The sequence below is a fragment of the Sphingopyxis sp. H115 genome (genome assembly GCF_001468465.1).
Lineage (GTDB): Bacteria > Pseudomonadota > Alphaproteobacteria > Sphingomonadales > Sphingomonadaceae > Sphingopyxis.
On record NZ_LNSA01000029.1, the window covers coordinates 35799 to 56436 of the forward strand.

Consider the following 20638-nt stretch of genomic DNA (forward strand, 5'->3'; position numbering starts at 1 on the left):
AACAGGGGAGAAATTGCGTCAGAATTGAAAACCCGCCGGCGCCGCAAAGCCGGGCAGGGGGGGGACGTCCATGTCGGCGAAGCTGCGCAGCGGAAGCGTACCGCCGGCCTTTACCCCCTGAACCAATCGCGTGACCGCACCTTCGCGCCGCGCCGCGACCAGCCGGCCGCCTTCGGTGAGCTGCGCCGCCAAAGTTTCGGGAAGGACATCGATCGCGCCTTCGATGATGATGCGATCGAACGGTGCGGCGTCGGGCAAGCCGGCCGACAGCGGTCCTTCGGCCCAGTGGATATTGGCGTTGCTTACTGCGCTTTGGGCCGAGGCCATCAATTCGCCCTGTTCCTCGAGCGCATGGACTTCGGCACCGATCAGTGCGAGCAATGCCGCGCTATAGCCGGTGGCGCTGCCGACCAGCAGCACGCGCATCCCCGGACGAACCGCCGCAGCGACCAGCATGCGGCCGGTGACCAGCGGCGGGTTGAGCACGCGGCCGTGGCCGAGCGCGATCGCCCGGTCCATATAAGCGACGCCCGCAAGCGCGGTGGGCACATGCGCCTCGCGCGGCACCGCCGCCATCGCCCCGATGACCGCCGGGTCGATGACGTCGTTCGTCCTCAATTGACTGTCGATCATCGCGGAACGCATTTCCGCCGCCGTGAATTCGCTAAACTTGGTCGCCATCAGCCTTTTCCGATTCCCTGGGGCTTCAACCTTTGCACCGCAGCCCTAGCCGAAGCCATGCTGTATTGCAATAGTAATACAGCCCTGCGCCGTACTGTCGCCGCGCATAGCTGGCAACACCGATGCCGCCAACCCCGCATCGCGAGCGGAGCCTCCGGCGAATCCTTGACAAGGCGATCAAAGCCCCTCACTAGCGGCGCCGTTCAACACCCGGCCGTCCGCATCCGCGGCCACGGCTTTCGGCGCGAGGCCCGATGGCGGAGTGGTGACGCAGCGGACTGCAAATCCGTATACGCCGGTTCGATTCCGGCTCGGGCCTCCATCGACCATTCCGGCGAATTGACCGCCCCCGAAGTGGGAGGCCCTGGCTCCGCGTTCGGGTTTCGCCTTGTTGTTGGGCCCAGGACCGGAATAGGATTGGCGATCGCCCCATCGAAAGGATCGTCATGGCCTATGGAACCGCCCGCATCGGCAAGGATCATTATCGCACCGAAATCGATGTCAGCGGGCACGCTTTGGTCGGTGACGAGGGGCCGGGGCTGGGCGGAAAGAATGTCGGGCCCGCGCCTTATGATTTCCTGCTCGCCGGCCTTGGCGCCTGCACCGCGATCACGTTGCGCATGTATGCGGACAGGAAGGACTGGCCGCTCGAATCGGTCGAGGTGGGATTGCGGCTCACCAACAAGGACGGTCTTCGTATCGACCGCGTACTGACGATCGCCGGCCTCGACGACGAACAGATGGCCCGCCTCGCCGACATTGCCGAGCGGACGCCGGTGACATTGACCCTGAAGGGCGGTCTGCCGATCGATACGCGGCTCGCCTGACCGGCGGCCACTGGACAAGTTGCGATCCAGCACTTATATACCAGACGTTATGGAAATCGACACCGCCACCGCTGCCACGCCGCACAAGGGCCGTCCGCGCGAATTTTGCGTCGACGCCGCGCTGGCGTCGGCACTGCGCGTTTTCTGGTCCAAGGGCTATGAGGGCGCGTCGATGGCTGACCTGACCGAGGCGATGGGGATCACCAAGCCCAGTCTTTACGCGGCATTCGGCAACAAGGAAGCGCTCTTCAACAAGGCGCTCGACCTCTATGAGCGCGAGAAGGCCGATTATATGCGCGCCGCGCTCGACGCGCCGACCGCGCGCGGCGTGGCCGAGCGGCTGATGTACGGCGCGCTCGACATGTACACCTGCCCCGAAAATCCGAACGGCTGCCTTGGCGTGATCACCTCGGTGGCGTGCGGAGCCGAGGCCGAGTGCATCCGCCAGGCCGTGCTCGAACGCGGCGCGGCGGCGAAGCGCGCGATGCTCGAACGCTTTGCGCGCGCGAAGGAGGAGGGCGACTTTCCGCCCGACACGGATGCCGAGGGGCTCGCCGCCTTCCTGACCGCGGTCAATCAGGGCATGTCGGTGCAGGCCGGCGCCGGCGCGACGCGCGCCGAGCTCGAGCGGCTGGTCGAAACCAGCCTGAAGCTGTGGCCGGGGCGCTGATAGAATTATTTTTACTGCCCGGTACAGAATGCGCTTGACGCAGCGCAACATGACTTATATACCACTCAGTATACAAAGAGGCTCTCCCCCGAGACCGGCCGCCGCATGACGCAGACCGTGCGGCGGCCGGAACTTTCATCATCGAATATTGTCCCGGGAGCGGGCCTTGCTCCGGTCGGGCGCCCCGTGGCGTTCGCCGGCAAGATATAAACAGGGACCCCCTGCGCATCGGATGCGTGCGGCGGGACGGGGCGATCGTCCTCTCAGCAGGGACGCTCCGGCAACAACGACCATGTGTGACATCAGCCGGGCGCATGCGCTTCCGGCGTCGGCTGCCCGCGCCCCCTCTCCCCCTCCCCCGGGGCGCGGGCAGCCGAAAGGAAAGAAAAGAAGAGGGCATTTCATGACCGTCCATACGCCGATCGAAAAACTCGACCCCGCCGACGCGAAGGTCCGCCGCGAACTCAAGACATTGCTCCATCCGGGGCGCGGGCGCCGCGCCGCGTGGATCAGCGCGTTCCTCGTGCTGATCGTCGGCGCCTGGTGGTTGCTGCGCGACGGTGCGCCGCAAGCCGCGGCCGCGCCCGCGCCGGTGCTCACCGTCGCCGCGCCGATCGCGCGCGACGTGACTTTGTGGGACGAATATATCGGCCGTTTCGAGGCGTCGAAGGCGGTCGAAGTGCGCCCGCGCGTTTCGGGCGCGATCACGGGCATCCACTTCACCGACGGCCAGATCGTGCGGCAGGGCCAGCCGCTCTTCACCATCGATCCGCGTCCCTATCGCGCGGCGCTGGCCGAGGCGCGGGCTTCGGCGGCGAGCGCGCGCAGTGACCTCGCGCTGGCAAAGCTCGAACTCGATCGCGCAAATCGCCTCGTCGATATCGAGGCGGTGTCGCAGAGCGAGATCGACCGGCTTCGCGCGCGGGTCAGTGCCGCCAACGCGGCGCTGGCGGGCGCCGAAGCGCGCATCGCGGCGCGCGCGCTCGACGTCGAATTCACCACCGTCCGCGCGCCGCTTTCCGGCCGCATCTCGGACCGCCAGATCGACGCGGGCAATCTCGTGTCGGCGGGCGATGCCGGTGGCACCTTGCTGACCACGATCAACGCCCTCGATCCCGTCTACTTCACATTCCAGGGTTCGGAGGCGCTTTTCCTCAAGACCAAGCGCGAGGGCGGCGACGAGGGGGCAGCGGTCGAAGTCCGCCTGCAGGACGAAAGCGATTATCGCTGGAAGGGTCAGCTCGACTTTACCGACAATGGCCTCGACCCGCGTTCGGGAACGATCCGCGCGCGCGCCAGCTTCCGCAACCCGGAGATGTTCCTGACCCCCGGCATGTTTGGCAACATGCGCCTGTCGACCGGCCAGACGGCGCGCGCGCTGCTCGTCCCCGCCGCCGCGGTGCAGACCGACCAGGCGCGCAAGATCGTCTATGTCGTCGGCAAGGACGGCATGGTCGCGGCGAAACCGGTCGAAATCGGTCCCGAAGTCGATGGCCTGCGCGTCATCCGTTCGGGCCTCGCCCCGGCCGACCAAGTCGTCATCAACGGATATCAGTTCGCACGCCCCGGCACCAAGGCGGTGACCAAGGTGGGCAAAATCGCCGCCGATGCGTCCGAAAAGGCGGCGGCAACCTCGAACGGACCCGTGTCGGCGCAGGCGACCTTCGCAAAGTGACTTATCTCCCCTCCCGCTTGCGGGAGGGGGTAACCCGAACAGTTTTCAGACAGGGGCTCTCCCATGCGCCTATCACGCTTCTTTATCGACCGGCCGATCTTCGCAGCCGTGCTCGCCGTCATCATCACCATCGTCGGCGCGGTCGCCTATATTGGCCTGCCCGTTTCGCAATATCCCGACATCGTCCCGCCGACGGTGACGGTGACCGCAACCTATCCGGGTGCATCGGCCGAAACCGTCGCTGATACGGTCGCGGCGCCAATCGAGCAGGAAATCAACGGCGTCGACAATATGCTCTATATGAGCAGCCAGTCGACCGGCGACGGCGTCGTCACGATCACCGTGACCTTCAAGATCGGCACCGACCTCGATGCCGCGCAGGTGCTGGTGCAGAACCGCGTCGCCATCGCAACCCCGCGCCTGCCCGAGACGGTACAGCGCCTCGGCGTCGTGACGCGCAAGACTTCGCCCGACTTCCTGATGGTCGTGAACCTCGTCTCGCCCGACAAGTCGCTCGATCGCGCCTATATCTCGAACTATGCGCTGACCCAGCTTCGCGATCGCCTCTCCCGCATCGACGGCGTCGGCGACGTGCGGCTATTCGGCGCGCGCGACTATGCGATGCGCGTGTGGATCGATCCCGGCCGCGCCGCCGCGCTCGACCTCACGGCGGGTGAGATCGTCGCCGCGCTGCGGCGTGAGAATGTGCAGGTCGCCGCAGGCACGCTCGGGCAACCCCCTTACGCCAATGGCAGCGACTTCCAGCTCAGTGTCGAAACGCAGGGCCGCCTGACCGATCCCAAGGATTTCGCCAATATCGTCATCCGCAGCGATGCCGACGGGCGCCAGGTCCGCGTGTCGGACGTCGCGCGCGTCGAGCTCGGTGCATCGGATTACAACAGCAATACCTATCTCTCGGGCGACCCGACCGTCATCATGGCGGTGTTCCAGCGCCCCGGTTCGAACGCGCTCGCCGCCGCCGAAGCGGTCGAGGCCGAAATGGCGTCCTCGTCGAAGAATTTCCCGAAGGGGCTCGAATATCGGGTCATCTACAACCCCACCGAATTCATCGCCCAGTCGATCGACGCGGTGATGGAAACGCTGATCGAGGCGGTTTTCCTCGTCGTGATCGTGATCCTCGTGTTCCTGCAAAAATGGCGCGCGGCGATCATTCCGGTGCTCGCGATCCCGGTATCCTTGATCGGGACCTTCGTGGTGCTCGCTGCGTTCGGCTACAGCCTCAACAATTTGTCCCTGTTCGGCCTGGTGCTCGCGATCGGCATCGTCGTCGACGACGCGATCGTCGTCGTCGAAAATGTCGAACGCAATCTCGAAAAAGGGATGAGCGCGCTCGAAGCCGCGCGTACCTCGATGGACGAGGTGTCGGGCGCATTGGTGGCCATCGTACTCGTGCTCTGCGCGGTGTTTGTGCCGACGCTATTCCTCACCGGCTTGTCGGGTGCTTTCTATCAGCAGTTCGCAGTAACGATCTCGACCGCGACGATCATCTCGCTCGTCCTCTCGCTCACCCTGTCGCCGGCGCTCGCCGCGATCCTGTTGAAGCCTCACGCGCCGACGCAGGCCGACGGCTGGCTGATGGCGCATATCCACCGCGCCGGCGAACGCTTCAATGCGGCGTTCGAGCGGCTGAGCAACGGTTATGCGCGGCTCACCGACCGGCTGGTGCGCGCGCCCAAGAAGATGATGGTCACCTATGCGGGCCTCATCGCCGCGACCGCAGGCCTGTTCTGGGCGACGCCGACCGGCTTCATCCCGGCGCAGGACCAGGGCTATTTCCTCGTCGTCGCCAAACTGCCCGCAGGTGCCTCGGTCGAGCGTACCGATGCGGTGCTCAAAAAGGTCGCATCGCGCGTGCTGCCGGTCGAGGGCGTCCTCGGCTCGGTGATGCTCGCGGGCTTCGACGGCCCTTCGCAAACGCTCGCGCCCAACTCAGCCGCCGCCTACTTCCCGCTCAAATCGTTCGAGGAGCGCAAGAAACTCGGCGTCGATTTCGAGGACATCATGAACCAGGCGCGCGCGCGCACGGCCGATATCACCGAGGCGCAGATCGTGGTCATCCCGCCGCCGCTTATTCAGGGAATCGGTTCGGCCGGCGGTTACCGGATGATCCTGCAGGACCGCGGCGGGAACGGATATGCGGCGCTAGCGAACGAGACGAACAATCTGATCGGCAAGGCCAACCAGACCCCCGGACTTGCCAATGTCTTCACCTTCTTCGACCCGTCGAACCCGCGCGTCTATGCCGATATCGACCGGGCCAAGGCGAATATGCTCGGCGTCCCGCCCGAACGCGTGTTCGAAGCGCTGCAGGTCTATCTTGGCTCCGCTTTCGTCAACGACTTCAACCTGCTCGGCCGCACCTATCGCGTGACCGCACAGGCCGATGCGCCCTATCGCCAGACCGTTGCCGATATCGCGAACCTTCGCACGCGGTCGGACTCGGGCGCAATGGTGCCGATCGGGTCGGTCGCCAATTTCGAGGACCGCACGGGGCCGTATCGCGTCACGCGCTACAACCTCTTCCCTGCGGTGGAGATCGACGGCGATACCGCGCCGGGTTCATCGTCGGGCGCCTCGCTGACGACGATGGAAAAGCTCGCGGCCGATAATCTGCCCGCCGGCTACGGCACCGAATGGACGGGCATCGCCTTTCAGCAAAAGGCGGCGGCGAATACCGCCGGCATCGTCTTCGCGCTTGCGGTGGTCTTCGTCTTCCTCGTGCTCGCTGCGCAATATGAAAGCCTGATGCTGCCATTGGCGATCATCTTCATCGTCCCGATGTGTCTGCTCGCAGCGATGATCGGCGTAAATTTGCGCGGCATGGACAATAATGTGCTGACGCAGATCGGGCTCGTGGTGCTCATCGCGCTCGCTGCGAAGAATGCGATCCTGATCGTCGAATTCGCCAAGCAGGCCGAAGAAGAAGATGGTCTGTCGCCGATCGACGCTGCGGTGCGTGCGGCACGCGACCGTCTCCGCCCGATCCTGATGACCAGCTTCGCCTTCATCCTCGGCGCGGTGCCGCTGCTGATCGCGAGCGGGGCGGGGGCGGAGCTGCGCCAGGCGCTCGGTACCGCGGTCTTCTTCGGCATGCTCGGCGTGACGGCGTTCGGCCTCATCTTCACCCCGACCTTCTATGTCGTCGCGCGTGCACTCAGCCAATGGTCGGCTGCGCGGCGCGCGCGGCGCGGGTCGGACGACAACAGGACCGCGCTGCCGGTTCCGGCGGAATAAGGAGTAACGTCATGATCCTCCGCAACATCCTCACGGCCGCATCAGCGCTCGCGCTCGCCGCCTGCGCTGTCGGCCCCGATTACAAGGCGCCGCAATCGGCGTCGGCGCCGGTGGCGACCGGGCCCTTCGTCTCGGCGAACAGCCCCGCGGTGTCGCTCGATCCGGTCGCCGCCGACTGGTGGCGCCTGTATAACGATCCCGTCCTTGACGGGCTCGTGAACGATGCTTTCGCCAACAATACCGATGTCCGCGTCGCGGTTGCCAATATCGCCCGCGCCCGGGCATCGCTTCGCGGTGCGCGCGCCGACCGCTTGCCGCAGGCCGCGATCGGCGCCGGCGCCAATTACGGCCGCAGTCCCGAGGGGCAGCGCCTTCCCGGTGCGGACCGCGAGGATTGGACCGTCGATGTCGGGGCCAACGTGTCGTACGAAGTCGACCTTTTCGGCCGTGTCAGCCGGTCGGTCGAGGCCGCGCGCGGCGATGCCGAAGCCGCTGAGGCCAATGCCGACGCGGTGCGCGTGATCGTCGCCGCCGATACGACTCAAGCCTATGCCGACGCCGCATCGGGCGCGGCGCGGCTCGACGTCGCGCGGCGCATCGTCGGTCTGCTCGACCAGCAGGTGAAGCTGACGCAGCGGCGCAAAGAGGTCGGAATGGCGACGGGGCTCGACCTTGCGCGCATCACGACGCTGCGCGACCAGCGCTCCGCAGAAATTCCGGCTATCGAGGCCGAGCGGCAGGCGGCCTTGTTCCGCCTCGCGACTCTGACCGGTCGCGCGCCCGCTGCGCTCCCCGCGATCGCGGGCGACCGCAACATCAGCCTCGAAATCACCGATCCCGTCCCGGTCGGTGATGGGGCGGCGCTGCTCAAGCGCCGCCCCGATATTCGCGCCGCCGAGCGCCGCCTGGCCGCCGATACGGCGCGCATCGGCGTCGCGACGGCGGACCTGTATCCGCGCATCACGCTCGGCGGATCGGCGGGGTCGACGGGCGCGGGCTTCGGCGACATCTTCGGCGGCGGTCCGGTTCGCTGGCTGCTCGGGCCCTTGCTCAACTGGGCCTTCCCGAACCAGGAGCCCGCACGGGCGAGAATCGCGGCGGCCGAGGCCGACACGCAGGCGTCGCTCGCCGAATTCGACGGCACGGTACTGCGCGCGCTCGAGGAGACGGAGACTGCGCTCTCCTCCTACGCGCGCGCGCTCGAGCAACGGCAGGCGCTGCGCGCGGCGCGCGACCAGTCCGAACGCGCGGCGCGGATCGTCCGTGCCAAGCGCGAGGAAGGCGCGTCCGATTCGTTCGAATGGCTTGATGCCGAGCGCACCTTTGCCGAAGCCGAAGCGACGCTCGCCGAACAGGATGGGCAGATCTCGCGCCGCCAGATCGCGCTGTTCCGCGCGCTCGCGGGGGGCTGGTCGAGCTAGGCTTCGACCGGCCGCGCGGCGGCGGTGAGCGGCACGACGCGCAGCATCGCGAGCGCGGCGATCAGCAAGGTCGCGGCCGCAAACGCCATCGTATAGATCGGCTCGCCCGGGAAAAAGGCCTGCATGATCGACCCCATGACCGTCGCGACGAGCAACTGGGGGATCACGACGAAGACGTTGAATAATCCCATATAGATGCCAAGTTTCGCCTGCGGCAGGCTCGACGCGAGCATCGCATAGGGCATAGCGAGCACCGAGGCCCAGAAGATGCCGATGAAGATTTCGCTCGCGATCAGCTGCGTCGGGTCGCGCAGGACGAAAAAGCTGCCGTAACCGATCGCGCCGCAGACGAGCCCCGCGATATGCGTCCGCGCCTGCCCGATGCGTTTCGCTAGCCAGGGGAGCAGGGTCAACGCCGCTACTGCGGCGACGGCGTTGTAGATGGCGAACAGTTCGCCGACCCAGTTCGCCGCCTGCTGGTAGGTCGCACTCGCTGCGTCGGTCGCGCCGAAATGATATTGAGCGACGATCGGCGTGGTGTTGATCCACATGATGAAAAGCGCCGACCAGCTGAAGAATTGTACCAGCGCCAGCCGTTTCATCAGCGGTGGCATACCCGCAAAGTCGCCGACGATGCTCGACAGCATATTCTGCGCATTGCCTGCGCGGGCAAGCGCGATCGCCAACAGGCTGGCAAGGCCATAACCGATCAGCAGCGCGCCGAGCAGCAGCACCTCGCGCAGCAGGGCAAACTCGATCTGGATCAGCGTCGTCGCGATACCCGCAGCGATCCAGGCCAGCCCGCCCGCATAGCTGTGCGACGCGAGCGCACGCATCGCGGGGGCCTCTTGCGCCCGGGCTTCCGCCTCAAACCTTGCCATCGTCGCGGGATCATATTCGCTCGTCGTAACGACGGTCCACAGCACCGAAAGGAACAGCGCGCCTCCGCCGAACCAGAAGGCATAGCGGACCGTGTCGGGAATCTGTCCGGGCGGCGCGACATTGGCGACGCCCAGCGCTTCCATCAGCGTCGGGAACAGCGATCCGACGACCGCGCCGGCGCCGATGAAGGCGGTCTGCACCGCGTAGCCGGCGCTGTGCTGGTCGCGGCGCAGCATGTCGCCGACGAAGGCACGGAAGGGCTCCATCGAGATGTTGAGCGAGGCGTCTAGAATCCACAGCATCATCGCCGCAAACCAGATCGCCGGGCTTTCGGGCATGATAAAAAGAGCGATCGCGGCAAGGATCGCGCCGGCGAGGAAATAAGGACGGCGGCGGCCAAGCCGTCCGAGCCAGGTCCGGTCGCTCATATGGCCGATGACCGGCTGGACGAGCAGCCCGGTAAGCGGCGCGGCGACCCACAGGCCGGGGAGCTTTTCGATATCTTCGCCCAAAGACTGGAAGATGCGGCTCATATTCGCATTTTGCAGCGCGAAACCGATCTGGATGCCGAAAAAGCCGAAGCTGATATTCCACAGGCCAGCAAAGCCTTGTTTCGGCTTGTCCATCACGCGTCTCCCCGTCGGGCCGCCGGTCGCGGCTCTCGTCGCCCGCTGTCGCAGGCGGCGCGTGGCAGGGCAAGCATTGCGGCGCTGCGTATACGAATACGTGTAGGGGCCGGTTTCGAGCGGCTTGTGGTCGCCGAATATGGGTTATGAGTATGTCCGCTCCCACCCCGAAGTCGGGCCTTCAAAAAAGTCTTGCCTACATTATCTGGCTATGCCGAACCTTCGTCTCGGCTCTTTAATGTGTCGACCAATGCGGCTGCTGCCCGGTTTGCGGATGCGGGCAAACCCGCGCGGCATGTCCGCCACAGGCGCCAAATCGGGAGACGCAAAGGCTGAACTTTCCCGAACTTTGCTATGCGTCATGGGCCCATGCGCCGTCCACGTCGCGGACCCATCCTGCGATAGCCGACGGCGCCAATGGCAGCTTGCCATCGCGGAGCCGATCTGGGGCGGGTTGGCTATTTTGTCGGCGCGTCGGTTGCCGGGCGCGTCCAGCCTTTTTTGTATTTTTCGAACCATGCCAGGATCGCCGAGGCCTTGGCCGCTGATTGCGAGGGGCGCGCTGCGATACCGCCATGGCTGGCGCCGGGGACCTTGACCAGCGCGGTCGGCACGCCGCGGAGGCGCAGCGCGGTGTAATATTGTTCGGACTCGCTGACCGGGGTTCGATAATCCTCGGCGCCGACGACGACCATTGTCGGGGTTTCGACCTGGCCGACGAGCGAGAGTGGCGATAGCGACCAGTAGAGTTCGGGTTTTTCCCACGGCTGGGCGCCGAGCCAATAACGGCCGAAAAAGGCGGGGCCGTCGGCGGTCAGCGCCTGCGTCGTCCAGTTGATCACCGGCTTTTGCGTCACCGCGGCCTTGAAGCGGTTGGTCTTGCCGACGATCCAGCTCGTCAGCACTCCGCCGCCCGAGCCGCCGGTGACGAACAGCGCGTCGGGATCGGCGATGCCGAGCGCGATCGAGCGATCGACGATCGAAATGAGGTCGTAATAATCATTACCCGGATAGGCTTTGTCGATCTCTTGTGCGAAGGCCTCGCCATAGCTCGTCGAGCCGCGCGGGTTCGCCGAGAGCACCGCGTAGCCCGCAGCGGCATAAAGCTGGTTGTCGGTCGAGAAATGCGGGCCGTAGGCAGTGAAGGGGCCGCCGTGGATCTCGAGGATCAGCGGCACGCGCTGACCCTCGACATGGCCGGGCGGCAGGGTGAGCCAGCCCTCGATCGTCTTGCCGTCATGGCTGGAGGCGGTCGTGATCTTGCGCACCTCGCCGAACGATTTCACCTCGCGCAGGCTGCGGTTGAGGTCGGTGAGGATGCGCGATTCGCCACCGCGCGCGAGCTGTACTTCGGCCGGGCGCGCCCAGGTTCCGCCGGTGAAGGCGATCGCGCCACCGTCGGAGACGGTGAAACTGCCGCCCGTATAGGGACGGTCCATCCCGCCGCCCGACAGCCCCTTGGCGACGTCGCGGACCGCGCCATCGAGGCCGATCCGCGCGACCTTCGTTTCGCCATGGTCGTCATATTGGGCATAAAGCGCGCGGCTGTCCGCCGCCCACTGGATCGCATCGACGCTATAGTCCCAATTTTCAGCGATGGCGCGGCGGCCCGAGCCGTCGCGGTTCATCACATAGAGGTTGGTGTTTTCATAGGCGCGGCCGGCATCGTCGAAGCCGAGATATGCGATCTTGCCGCCGTCGGGCGAGACGAGCGGGCTCGCGTCGGGGCCGTTGCGGTCGGTGAGCGTGGCGATCGTGCCGCTGGCGATGTCGAGCGCATGGATTTCGCTTTCGACCGGATCGCTTTCCCAGTCGGGCCGGCGGTTCGCGCTGAAATAGAGGGTGCGGCCGTCGCGCGACCAGCTCAAGGGGCCGCCGTCATGATAGGGGCCGAAGGTCAGCTGGCGCGGCGCGCCGCCGGTCGCGGGGACGAGGAAGATTTTTTCGAACCCCGGTTCGAGATAACCCTGCCCGTCGGCGCGGTAGGTGAGGAGGTCGCGGACCTCGAGCGGGTCGGCCCATTTCGCGCCTTCGGGCTTGTTCGCGGGGGCGCTACCGAATTTCGGCCCCTCGTCCTTGACGAGCATCGTGTAGGCGATCGAACGGCCGTCGGGCGACCAGGCGAGGCTCGACGGACTGGTGGGCAGGCCGGTCAGCCGCACGGCTTCCCCGCCGTCCATCCAGCGCACCCAGAGCTGCGCGCTGCCGCCGTCGGTCGAGACATAGGCAAGGCGCTTGCCGTCGGGCGACCAGCGTGGCGCGAAGGCGCCGCCAACGACGGGCGTTTCCGCGCCGGTCGCGGTGTCGATCAGCCAGATCGAGCTGACCGCGCGGTCGGTCATGATGTCGTTCGAGCGGCGGACATAGGCGATGTGGCGGCCGTCCGAAGCGATCTGCGGATCCGATGCGATCGAAAGGTCGAAAAGGTCGGCGCCGGTGAGGCGGCGTTCGGGGCCGGTACGTGCGCTGCCGACTGCGGAGGCCGACATCGGAGCGGGGGTGGGCGTGGCGGTGACGGGCTCGGATGCGAGCGCGGTGTCGGGCGCCTCCTCCTGCTGCGCCCAGAGTGGCTGGGCCGCGAAAGCGAAAATGGTGGCTGAGAACAAAGCCGTTTTGCGCATGATATGCTTCCCCGTTTTTTCCGAAGTGCAGGGTCTGGACATTCGAGGGCGGGCGGTCAACTACCCGACGGTTCAAGGATTTGACTCAAGGATTTGACGCGGGCCGCGCGTGGACGGAGGAAAGGTGGCAGGGAAGGCTATGGGAATGGATTTTTCGCGGTTGCAGGCTTCGAGCAAGATCGGCGACGACTGGGTTTATCCGCAGCCGCCGTGCCTGAATTTCGGCTGGCTCGAGGTCGACCGCGACCCGGCGCATCGCATCTATTGGGAAGAATATGGCAATCCGGGCGGCGAGCCGGTTATGTTCCTGCACGGCGGACCCGGCGGTGCGTGCGCGCCGGCGATGGCGCGCTTTTTCGATCCCAAACGCTATCGCGTCATCCTGTTCGACCAGCGCGGCTGCGGCAAGAGCGAGCCCAATGTGGCGTCGGCCGGGCCGGCGGTGGCGCTCAGCAAAAACACCACCGCCGACCTGATCGGCGATATCGAGAAATTGCGCGAAAAGCTGGAGATTGCCGGGCCGATGCATGTGTTCGGCGGCAGCTGGGGCAGCACGCTGGCGATGGCCTATGGCATCGCGCATCCCGATCATACCGCGAGCCTGATCCTGCGCGGCATCTTCCTCGGCGCGGCGGAGGATCTGCTGTATCTTTATCAGGGCAATGCGGCGACTTGGGACGCGGACCCTTATGGGCTGACCGAGCCCGGCGCCTATATGAAATATCCCGAGGAGTGGGCGGCGCTGCTGTCGGTGCTGAGCGCCGACGAACGCCGCGACGTGATGACATCCTACAAGGCGATTTTCGATATGGTGCCCGCGAACGCGGCCGAGAAGGAGCGCCAGTTGCAGGCGGCGCTGACCTGGTCTTTGTGGGAGGGGGTGATTTCGAACATGATCCCCGAGACCGCCGATACGGGCAAGTTCGGCGAGGCCGATTTCGCGCTGTGCTTCGCGCAGATCGAGGCGCATTATTTCGCCAATGACCTGTTCCTGCCGGCGGGGCATTTCTTCGACCATATCGCGACGCTGGCGCGCATCCCGGTGCATATCGTCCATGGGCGGTTCGACGAGGTGTGCCCGCTGACGCAGGCATCGCGGCTGGTCGCGGCGCTGACCGAGGCGGGCGGCGCGCCGCGGACCTATGTCGTGACCAACGCCGGGCACAGCGCGATGGAGCGCGAGAATGCGCTGGCGCTGACCGCGATCATGGACGGGCTGGCGCCGATCGGGGGCTGACGCGCGGCGTCAGACGGGAAGCTGCGTGCTGTATTTGGTTTGCGACAGCGCGAAATGCGACGACGCGGTCGCGACGCTGGGATGGCCGAGGAGGACGCGCATCAGGAAGCGTTCGTAACCCGCGACGTCGGGCGCAACGATGCGCAGGAGATAGTCCCAGTCGCCCGACATCGAATAGCAGTCCATGATTTCGGGGCGGCCGAGAACGAACGCCTCGAACGCTTTGGTGCTCTCGGCCGCATGGTCGCGCATGCGTATGTTGCAGAGGACGTTGACGCCGCAATCGACCTTTGCCGCGTCGAGCAGGCGGACCGCAGGGCCGAGAATGCCCGCGGCCTCGAGCGACCGGATGCGTCGCCAGCACGATGGCGCCGAACTGCCGACGCGTTCGGCCAGTTCGGCATTGCTGAGCGCGGCGTCGGCCTGAAGTTCGCGCAGGATGCGGCGGTCGATCTCGTCCATGGATCGTTTATTTCGCAAAGTCGGAAAAATTGAAAGGACTTGTTCAATGATCCCGCAGAAAGCGACGATTTTGAACGGATAATTCGCCGATAATGTGAAAAAAGCGCCGCCATGACAAGCGACAGGCAGGCGCGCCCCGCGGGCGCATTCGACGACGGGGCGCTCGCAACAGGGGGCGGATCGCATTTCGCGACGCTGATACCCGAGGCGCCCGACGCGCTGCTCGCGCTGATCGGCCTGCACGCCGCCGACCCGCGCCCCGGCAAGATCGACGTCGGCGTTGGCGTTTATCGCGATGCGGCGGGGGCGACCCCGGTCTTTGCGGCGGTCAAGCAGGCCGAGCGCTGGCTCGCCGACACGCAGGCGAGCAAATCCTATCTCGGGCCCGAGGGCGATGCGCGCTTCGCCGCCCTGCTGGCCGAACTGCTGTTCGGGGCGGGCGCGGCGGCGGAGCTGATCGGGCTCCAGACGCCGGGCGGGACGGGCGCGCTCCGGCTCGGCGCCGAACTGCTTGCCCGTGCGGCGCCGGGGCGCAGCATCTGGGTCGGCACGCCGACCTGGGCCAATCACGCGCCGCTGCTGACCGGTGCGGGGCTGGTCGTGCGAAGCCATCGCTTCTTCGACGCCGAGCAGTCCGATCTCGATTTCGGCGCGATGATGGCCGATCTCGATGCGGCGGCGGCGGGCGATATCGTGCTGCTCCACGGATGCTGCCACAATCCGACCGGCGTGTCGTTCGACCTCGCGCAATGGGAGGCGATCGCCGAACTGTGCGCGCGGCGCGGGCTGCTGCCCTTCGTCGACCTTGCCTATCATGGGCTGGGCGCGGGGCTCGATGCCGATGCGGCGGGGGTGCGCCGGCTGGTCGAGCGCGTGCCCGAGGCGGTGGTCGCCTATAGCTGCGACAAGAATTTCGGCCTGTACCGCGACCGCGTCGGCGCGATCTGGGTCAAGACGCAGTCGGGGCGGGTCGATGCGGTGCGATCGAACCTCTATGCGCTCGCGCGGGTCAACTGGTCGATGCCGCCCGACCATGGCGCGGCGGTGGTGCGCCATATCCTCGAAACCCCGGCGCTCCGGGCCGAATGGATCGCCGAGCTGGCGGCGATGGCGGCGCGGATCGGAATGCTGCGGCAGCGGCTGGCGGCGGGCGATCCGCGGCTGGAGCCGATCGGGCGGCAGCAGGGCATGTTCGCCCTGTTGCCGCTGGCGCAGGGTGCCGTCGCGGCGCTGCGCCGCGAGCATGGCATTTATATGGCGGGCAATGGCCGGATCAATATCGCGGGGCTGGGCGAGGCGAGCGTCGACCGTTTCGTCGCCGCCTGCGCCCCGCATCTGGGGCAAAGGCAATGAGCCCCGAGGCCGGCGTCGCGGCGATCGACGAGACACATGACCCCGCGCGGACGAGCTGGGTCGCATCGGCCAACGGCCATGCCGATTTTCCGGTCCAGAATCTGCCGCTCGGCATTTTTTCGCCGCCCGGTGAGGTGCCGCGCGGCGGGATCGCGATCGGCGACCAAATTCTTGACCTGTCGGCGCCGGGGCTCGGCGACCTGATCGGCGAAGAGGCGAAAGGCGCGGCGCGGGCGGGCGCGGGCGATACGCTCAACGCGCTGCTGGCGCTCGGCGGTGGCGCGCGGCGCGCGTTGCGGCGCGACGTGTCGCGGCTGTTGTCGGACCCCGGCTACGCGGCCGTGGTGGCGCCGATGCTGCACGAGGCGGCAAGCGCGACGCTGCACCTGCCGGCGCGGATCGGCAACTACACCGATTTTTACGTCGGCATCCACCACGCGACCAATGTCGGCCGGCTGTTTCGTCCCCACCAGCCGCTGCTCGCCAATTACAAGCATGTCCCGATCGGCTATCATGGCCGCGCGTCGTCGGTTGCGGTTTCGGGAACGCCGGTGGTGCGTCCATCGGGACAGCGCCGCGCGCCCGACCGCGACGAACCGCTGTTCGGGCCGACCGAACGGCTCGACTATGAACTCGAACTCGGCGTCTGGATCGGGCCGGGCAACGCGCTGGGCGAGCCGATCGCGATCGGGGATGCGGGCGAGCATATCGCGGGGCTGACGTTGCTCAACGACTGGTCGGCGCGCGACGTGCAGGCGTGGGAATATCAGCCGCTCGGGCCCTTCCTTGCCAAGAATTTCATCACCACCGTGTCGCCGTGGATCGTGACCGCCGAAGCGCTGGCGCCCTTTCGCGTCGCGCAGCCGGCGCGGCCCGCGGGCGACCCGCGGCCGATGCCCTATCTGTGGGACGAGCGCGACCAGCAGGCGGGCGCGATTGCGGCGCGGCTGGAGGTGGCAATCGCGTCGCGCCGGATGCGCGACGAAGAGTTGGCGCCGCACCGGCTGAGCCGCGGCACGGCGACGCATATGTACTGGACGATCGCGCAGATGGTCGCGCATCACAGCGTCGGCGGGTGCAACCTCAACCCCGGCGACCTGCTGGGCACGGGGACGATTTCGGGGCCCGAGCGCGGCGCTTTCGGCAGCCTGCTCGAAATCACCGCCGGCGGGCGCGATCCGCTCAAACTGCCGACCGGCGAGGAGCGGCGTTTCATCGAGGATGGCGACGAGATTTCGATCACCGGCACCCTCGAAGCGCCGGGGTTCGTGTCGATCGGTTTCGGGCCGTGCCGGGGGATCGTCGAAGCGCGCTGAGAGTGCGAGGGCTTACCGCCGGAACCATTGCGCGGCGTCGATCACGCGGTCGGGCGCGGCCTTGCGCAGCGCGGTTTCGAGCAGCGCGCGATTCTTGTAGCTGCCGATCACCATCACGCGCTTGCCGGGATGCGCGCGGATCGCATCGAGCGCGCGGCCGGTCATGAAATCGTCCCAGCGCGCCTGCGCCTGCACGAAGGCGGGGCCGGCGAGTGCGAAGCGCGCCGACTGCACGCCGCCCGCGAGCGCGGCGGTCGTCGCGTCATGGACCTGTCCGGCGTCCCCCCAATAGGCGAGGAGGAAGCTGTCGACATCGGCCGCGAGGCGCGACAGCGCGGCGGCGCCCTCGGGATCGCGCTGGCGCATCGCGTCGAAGGCGGCGCCCGCTTCGCCCGAAATCGCCTCGAACAGGTCGCCGTCGGGCTCCATCGCCACCGTTTCGACGTGCATCGCGGCGAGCAGCGGCCAGATCACGGCCGGATATTCGGGGCGACCGGGGGTTACCGTGCGGCGCGCGAGTTCGTCGGCGCGGACTTCGAGGACGAGGACATCGGGGGCGAAAGCGCGGATCGCCGCGTCGAGATCGTCGTAGCCGAACGCCGGCTCGCGCAGGTGGAGGTCGTGGAGCGCGCCGATGACGAGCACTGCATCCCCGCGCGGCGCCGGGGGCGCCGCAGCAGAAGCGAGGGGCGCGACGGCGGCGAGGACCGGAGCGGCGAGCAAGGCGAACAAATGTGCGGAGCGCATGGCGATAACCCTTTGCTGTGGCTGCCGGAGCATGTCGGCACGCGGCGGGGCGCAAGCGAGAGGTGATCGGCAAGCGGGATCGCCGCTTCGCCAAACGGGTCAAAGTGCAAGATGCGCGGCGACATTCTCGCGGTAGCGGCGGCTGAGGCGTAGCGTATGGCCGGTGCAAAGCAGCAGACTGGCATCGCCATGGCCAAGGCGGCGGACCTCGCGCACCCGGTCGAGCCGCACGATCGCACCGCGATGGATGCGCGCAAATTCGGCGACCGGCAATTCGGCGGCGAGCGCCGCGAGCGAGCGGTCGGTAAGCAGGCTGCGCCCGCCCGCATGGACCTCGGCATAATCGCCCGCAGCCGCGATCCAGTCGATTTCGGCGAGCGCGACGCGGTGCGACCCGCCCGCGACGCGGATCCACAGCACGTCGTCGCCCGCGGGTGTGGAAGGCGGTGCGGCGGCGTTGGCCCGCGCGCGCAGGCGTCGGCGCAGATGCGCGGCGGCGAACACGGCCAGATAGGCAAAGGCGGCCTTGTCGACATTGGCGAGGAATACCGGTTCGACCATGTCCCATCGGGTCGACGGCTGCGCGCCGTAGAGGGGCCAGAAGAAGAGGACGAAGAGCGCGACGTGCAGCGTGGTCGCGAGCGGATAGCCCGCCACCCAGAGCATCGCGATTGCCCAACGCGGCAACCGCGCGGCGAGCAGCGCGTCGGCCGACTTGAGCAGCGGCGGCGTCAGCAGCGCCCAGACCGAAAAAATTGCCGCCGTATAGCCAAGCGTTGGCCACCAGTCCTGCGCCCGCCCATGGTACGCGGCAAAAATCTGTCCCTGCGCCGCGCTGGCGAGCGTGACGAACGCCCAGAGCAGCGCGCCGGCGCCAATCGCGACGAGGCGCGCATCACGCGTTGTTGCCTTGCCGTCGTCGATCATGCGCCGGTCATCCCGCTCGATCGGCGGGGCGCCTGCCGCGCCGGTCCACCGGAAACCACACCGTCGGGACCGGCCTCGGCACCGTCCCGATCGCCCCCGCAGCCTTAGAAGGGTTGAATGCATGTAGAAAGGGGCGCTCGCCGAAATAAATCACCATATAGGTTATTTTTATTGACATCGTAACGCTGTTATGGCACAAGTATCACATCATGAAGAATTGCGATTCGGGCCGGCGCCCTTCCGATGCGGGAGGGTGTTCCGGCCCGAATGCTTTGGAGGTGGCGATGGAGGAGATCATCAGGGCCGGTAACGAACGCTTGCTGATGAAGGCCAAGGCATCGGGGCGCGAGGTTCCGCGAGAACGGATCGACGATTTTCTCGCGCGGCTGGCCGAATGTTGCAACATGTCGCGCGCGGCGCGGGAGGCGGGCGTTTCGAAGAGCATGATCTATCGGCTGCGTACCCGCGATGCCGACTTTGCGGCGGCATGGGTCGACGCGATCGAGGTTGGATATCAGCGGCTGGAGCTAGGGCTGATCGAAGCGGCGCTTGCGCGCGTCGACAGGCGCGCGGCCGAAAGTGCCACGGACGGCGACGTCGCGCCGCCGATCATCGAATCGATGACGATGGAGCAGGCTATCCAGCTTTTGGGTCGCTATCGCGCGACGGTTCGCAGCGGCAAGGTGCAGAGCAACCGGCGCGGCGCGGCGCGCGTGCCGACCTCGGAAGAAACCGACGAGGCGATCCTGTCCCGACTGGCGATCCTGCGCCGCCAGCGCGGCTGGGACAAATTATAGCCGTGGCGCAGGCGATCCGCGACGTCGTCGGCGATATATTGGAGCAATTGGGCGAGCTGACGTCGGGGCAACTCCGGCTGTTGATGCGCCATTTGTCGAAAAAGCATCGCCGGGAACTGATCGAACGCTGGCAGGGCTGGGCGCAACCGGGACAGTGCGAGCCGCCGGGCAACTGGCGCATCTGGATGATCCGTGCCGGGCGCGGTTTCGGCAAGACGCGTGCGGGTGCCGAGTGGATCAGCGAATGGGCGCGCATGGTTCCGGGCGCCCGGATCGCGCTCGTCGCAGCGAACGAAGCCGACGGGCAGCGCGTGATGATCGAGGGGCCGAGCGGGCTGCTGGCGGTCGCGCGATCGGAAGAGAAGCCGCACTGGATCGGTGGGCGGCGCGAAGTGCATTTCGACAGCGGCGCGGTCGCAACGCTCTATTCGGCGGCCGCAGCCGAGAATCTGCGCGGGCCCGAGCACCATGTGGCGTGGTGCGACGAGCTGGCGAAATGGCCCAGGGGCGACGCAGCGTGGGACAATCTGATGATGGGGTTGCGGCAGGGTGATGCGCCGCGCGTGCTCGTCACCACAACGCCGCGTCCGACGACGCTGATACGGCGGATCATGGCGTTGCCGGGTTTCGAGGAAACGCGCGGCGGGACAAATGACAATGCCTATCTTCCTTCCAATTTCGTCGAGGCGATGGTGGCGAGCTATGGCGGCACCCGGCTGGGGCGGCAGGAACTCGATGGCGAATTGCTCGAAGATGTCGAGGGCGCACTGTGGACGCGGGGGCTGGTCGAGCGGTGCCGCGTTGCTGCGGACGAGATCGGCAAGCCGGTACGCGTCGTGATCGGCGTCGATCCGCCGGCGACCAGCACCGGCGATGCGTGCGGGATCGTGGTGGCGGCGCTGCTGCGCGACGGGCGGCTGGCGGTGGTCGAGGATGCGAGCGTCCCGAACCCGCCGCCCGCGCTGTGGGCGCAGGCGGTGGCGAGCGCGGCGGCGCGCTGGGGCGCCGACCGGGTGGTGGCCGAGAGCAATATGGGCGGCGAGATGGTCGAAAATACGCTGCGGCAGGCCGAACTGACGCTGCCGGTGGTGCCGGTGCATGCGAGCGTCGGCAAGGCGCGGCGCGCCGAGCCGGTCGCGAT

General features: G+C 67.0%; 16 protein-coding genes and 1 tRNA gene. 11 read left to right on the forward strand and 6 right to left on the reverse strand.

Annotated elements, in window-relative coordinates:
• Positions 1-18: 18 nt before the first annotated feature.
• Complete coding sequence (locus ATE71_RS17315; protein ID WP_058804585.1) at positions 19-681, reverse strand: protein-L-isoaspartate O-methyltransferase family protein; 663 nt, start codon at positions 679-681, stop codon at positions 19-21.
• Between the two features lie 248 nt (positions 682-929).
• Between ATE71_RS17315 and ATE71_RS17320 the strand changes: the two genes are divergently transcribed.
• The 6 genes from ATE71_RS17320 (at position 930) to ATE71_RS17345 (ending at position 8529) form a co-directional block, all read left to right on the forward strand.
• Positions 930-1003: transfer RNA gene (locus tag ATE71_RS17320), tRNA-Cys, on the forward strand.
• A gap of 124 nt (positions 1004-1127) precedes the next feature.
• A complete protein-coding gene (locus tag ATE71_RS17325; protein WP_058804586.1) occupies positions 1128-1508 on the forward strand; it encodes an OsmC family protein in 381 nt (126 codons plus the stop codon).
• A gap of 49 nt (positions 1509-1557) precedes the next feature.
• Complete coding sequence (locus ATE71_RS17330; RefSeq protein ID WP_063132303.1) at positions 1558-2178, forward strand: TetR/AcrR family transcriptional regulator; 621 nt, start codon at positions 1558-1560, stop codon at positions 2176-2178.
• A 403-nt stretch (positions 2179-2581) separates the two neighbouring features.
• On the forward strand, positions 2582-3853 hold the full coding sequence (locus ATE71_RS17335) for an efflux RND transporter periplasmic adaptor subunit (protein ID WP_058804587.1): 1272 nt from the start codon (positions 2582-2584) through the stop codon (positions 3851-3853).
• A gap of 63 nt (positions 3854-3916) precedes the next feature.
• Positions 3917-7108, forward strand: a complete 3192-nt coding sequence (locus ATE71_RS17340; protein WP_058804588.1) for an efflux RND transporter permease subunit — start codon at positions 3917-3919, stop codon at positions 7106-7108.
• 11 nt (positions 7109-7119) lie between these two features.
• Positions 7120-8529, forward strand: coding sequence for an efflux transporter outer membrane subunit (locus ATE71_RS17345; protein WP_058804608.1), 1410 nt, complete (start codon positions 7120-7122; stop codon positions 8527-8529).
• On the opposite strand, the gene ATE71_RS17350 is transcribed toward ATE71_RS17345, so the two are convergent.
• Both ATE71_RS17350 and ATE71_RS17355 read right to left on the reverse strand, forming a co-directional pair.
• On the reverse strand, positions 8526-10037 hold the full coding sequence (locus ATE71_RS17350; protein WP_058804589.1) for an MFS transporter: 1512 nt from the start codon (positions 10035-10037) through the stop codon (positions 8526-8528). The genes ATE71_RS17345 and ATE71_RS17350 overlap by 4 nt on opposite strands.
• 458 nt (positions 10038-10495) lie before the next feature.
• The gene (locus ATE71_RS17355; protein ID WP_058804590.1) at positions 10496-12658 is read right to left on the reverse strand and encodes a S9 family peptidase; all 2163 of its coding nucleotides are present in this window, start codon (positions 12656-12658) and stop codon (positions 10496-10498) included.
• 145 nt (positions 12659-12803) lie between these two features.
• Here ATE71_RS17355 and pip point away from each other — a divergent pair, with 145 nt between their 5' ends.
• Positions 12804-13895 (forward strand): prolyl aminopeptidase, encoded by a 1092-nt coding sequence (gene pip, locus ATE71_RS17360; RefSeq protein WP_058804591.1) that lies wholly within the window; start codon positions 12804-12806, stop codon positions 13893-13895.
• 9 nt (positions 13896-13904) lie between these two features.
• Here pip and ATE71_RS17365 read toward each other — a convergent pair whose 3' ends face one another.
• Positions 13905-14357 (reverse strand): Lrp/AsnC family transcriptional regulator, encoded by a 453-nt coding sequence (locus ATE71_RS17365; RefSeq protein ID WP_058804592.1) that lies wholly within the window; start codon positions 14355-14357, stop codon positions 13905-13907.
• A gap of 111 nt (positions 14358-14468) precedes the next feature.
• Between ATE71_RS17365 and ATE71_RS17370 the strand changes: the two genes are divergently transcribed.
• Positions 14469-15710 carry an amino acid aminotransferase gene (locus ATE71_RS17370; RefSeq protein ID WP_058804593.1) on the forward strand — a complete coding sequence of 414 codons (1242 nt, stop codon included), beginning with the start codon at positions 14469-14471 and terminating at the stop codon, positions 15708-15710.
• Complete coding sequence (gene fahA / locus ATE71_RS17375) at positions 15707-17026, forward strand: fumarylacetoacetase (protein WP_058804594.1); 1320 nt, start codon at positions 15707-15709, stop codon at positions 17024-17026. The genes ATE71_RS17370 and fahA overlap by 4 nt, the downstream gene beginning before the upstream one ends.
• A 12-nt stretch (positions 17027-17038) precedes the next feature.
• Here the strand turns inward: fahA and ATE71_RS17380 are convergent, their stop codons facing one another.
• Together ATE71_RS17380 and ATE71_RS22750 are read right to left on the reverse strand one after the other, a co-directional pair.
• A complete protein-coding gene (locus ATE71_RS17380) occupies positions 17039-17773 on the reverse strand; it encodes a hypothetical protein (protein ID WP_058804595.1) in 735 nt (244 codons plus the stop codon).
• Between the two features lie 99 nt (positions 17774-17872).
• The gene (locus ATE71_RS22750; protein ID WP_058804596.1) at positions 17873-18700 is read right to left on the reverse strand and encodes a LytR/AlgR family response regulator transcription factor; all 828 of its coding nucleotides are present in this window, start codon (positions 18698-18700) and stop codon (positions 17873-17875) included.
• 284 nt (positions 18701-18984) lie between these two features.
• On the opposite strand from ATE71_RS22750, the gene ATE71_RS17390 reads away from it, so the two are divergent.
• Positions 18985-19497 (forward strand): hypothetical protein, encoded by a 513-nt coding sequence (locus ATE71_RS17390; RefSeq protein ID WP_058804597.1) that lies wholly within the window; start codon positions 18985-18987, stop codon positions 19495-19497.
• A 2-nt stretch (positions 19498-19499) separates the two neighbouring features.
• The coding region (locus ATE71_RS17395) for a terminase large subunit domain-containing protein (protein ID WP_058804598.1) at positions 19500-20638 on the forward strand (1139 nt) is incomplete at its 3' end.

Bases quoted from the DNA above. Each gene is read 5' to 3' on its own strand.
- ATE71_RS17325 (WP_058804586.1), top strand. From the start codon at position 1,128: ATGGCCTATGGAACCGCCCGCATCGGCAAGGATCATTATCGCACCGAA.
- ATE71_RS22750 (WP_058804596.1), bottom strand. From the start codon at position 18,700: ATGATCGACGACGGCAAGGCAACAACGCGTGATGCGCGCCTCGTCGCG.
- ATE71_RS17315 (WP_058804585.1), bottom strand. From the start codon at position 681: ATGGCGACCAAGTTTAGCGAATTCACGGCGGCGGAAATGCGTTCCGCG.
- ATE71_RS17355 (WP_058804590.1), bottom strand. From the start codon at position 12,658: ATGCGCAAAACGGCTTTGTTCTCAGCCACCATTTTCGCTTTCGCGGCC.
- pip (WP_058804591.1), top strand. From the start codon at position 12,804: ATGGATTTTTCGCGGTTGCAGGCTTCGAGCAAGATCGGCGACGACTGG.
- ATE71_RS17350 (WP_058804589.1), bottom strand. From the start codon at position 10,037: ATGGACAAGCCGAAACAAGGCTTTGCTGGCCTGTGGAATATCAGCTTC.
- ATE71_RS17345 (WP_058804608.1), top strand. From the start codon at position 7,120: ATGATCCTCCGCAACATCCTCACGGCCGCATCAGCGCTCGCGCTCGCC.
- ATE71_RS17330 (WP_063132303.1), top strand. From the start codon at position 1,558: ATGGAAATCGACACCGCCACCGCTGCCACGCCGCACAAGGGCCGTCCG.
- fahA (WP_058804594.1), top strand. From the start codon at position 15,707: ATGAGCCCCGAGGCCGGCGTCGCGGCGATCGACGAGACACATGACCCC.
- ATE71_RS17380 (WP_058804595.1), bottom strand. From the start codon at position 17,773: ATGCGCTCCGCACATTTGTTCGCCTTGCTCGCCGCTCCGGTCCTCGCC.
- ATE71_RS17340 (WP_058804588.1), top strand. From the start codon at position 3,917: ATGCGCCTATCACGCTTCTTTATCGACCGGCCGATCTTCGCAGCCGTG.
- ATE71_RS17365 (WP_058804592.1), bottom strand. From the start codon at position 14,357: ATGGACGAGATCGACCGCCGCATCCTGCGCGAACTTCAGGCCGACGCC.
- ATE71_RS17390 (WP_058804597.1), top strand. From the start codon at position 18,985: ATGGAGGAGATCATCAGGGCCGGTAACGAACGCTTGCTGATGAAGGCC.
- ATE71_RS17370 (WP_058804593.1), top strand. From the start codon at position 14,469: ATGACAAGCGACAGGCAGGCGCGCCCCGCGGGCGCATTCGACGACGGG.
- ATE71_RS17335 (WP_058804587.1), top strand. From the start codon at position 2,582: ATGACCGTCCATACGCCGATCGAAAAACTCGACCCCGCCGACGCGAAG.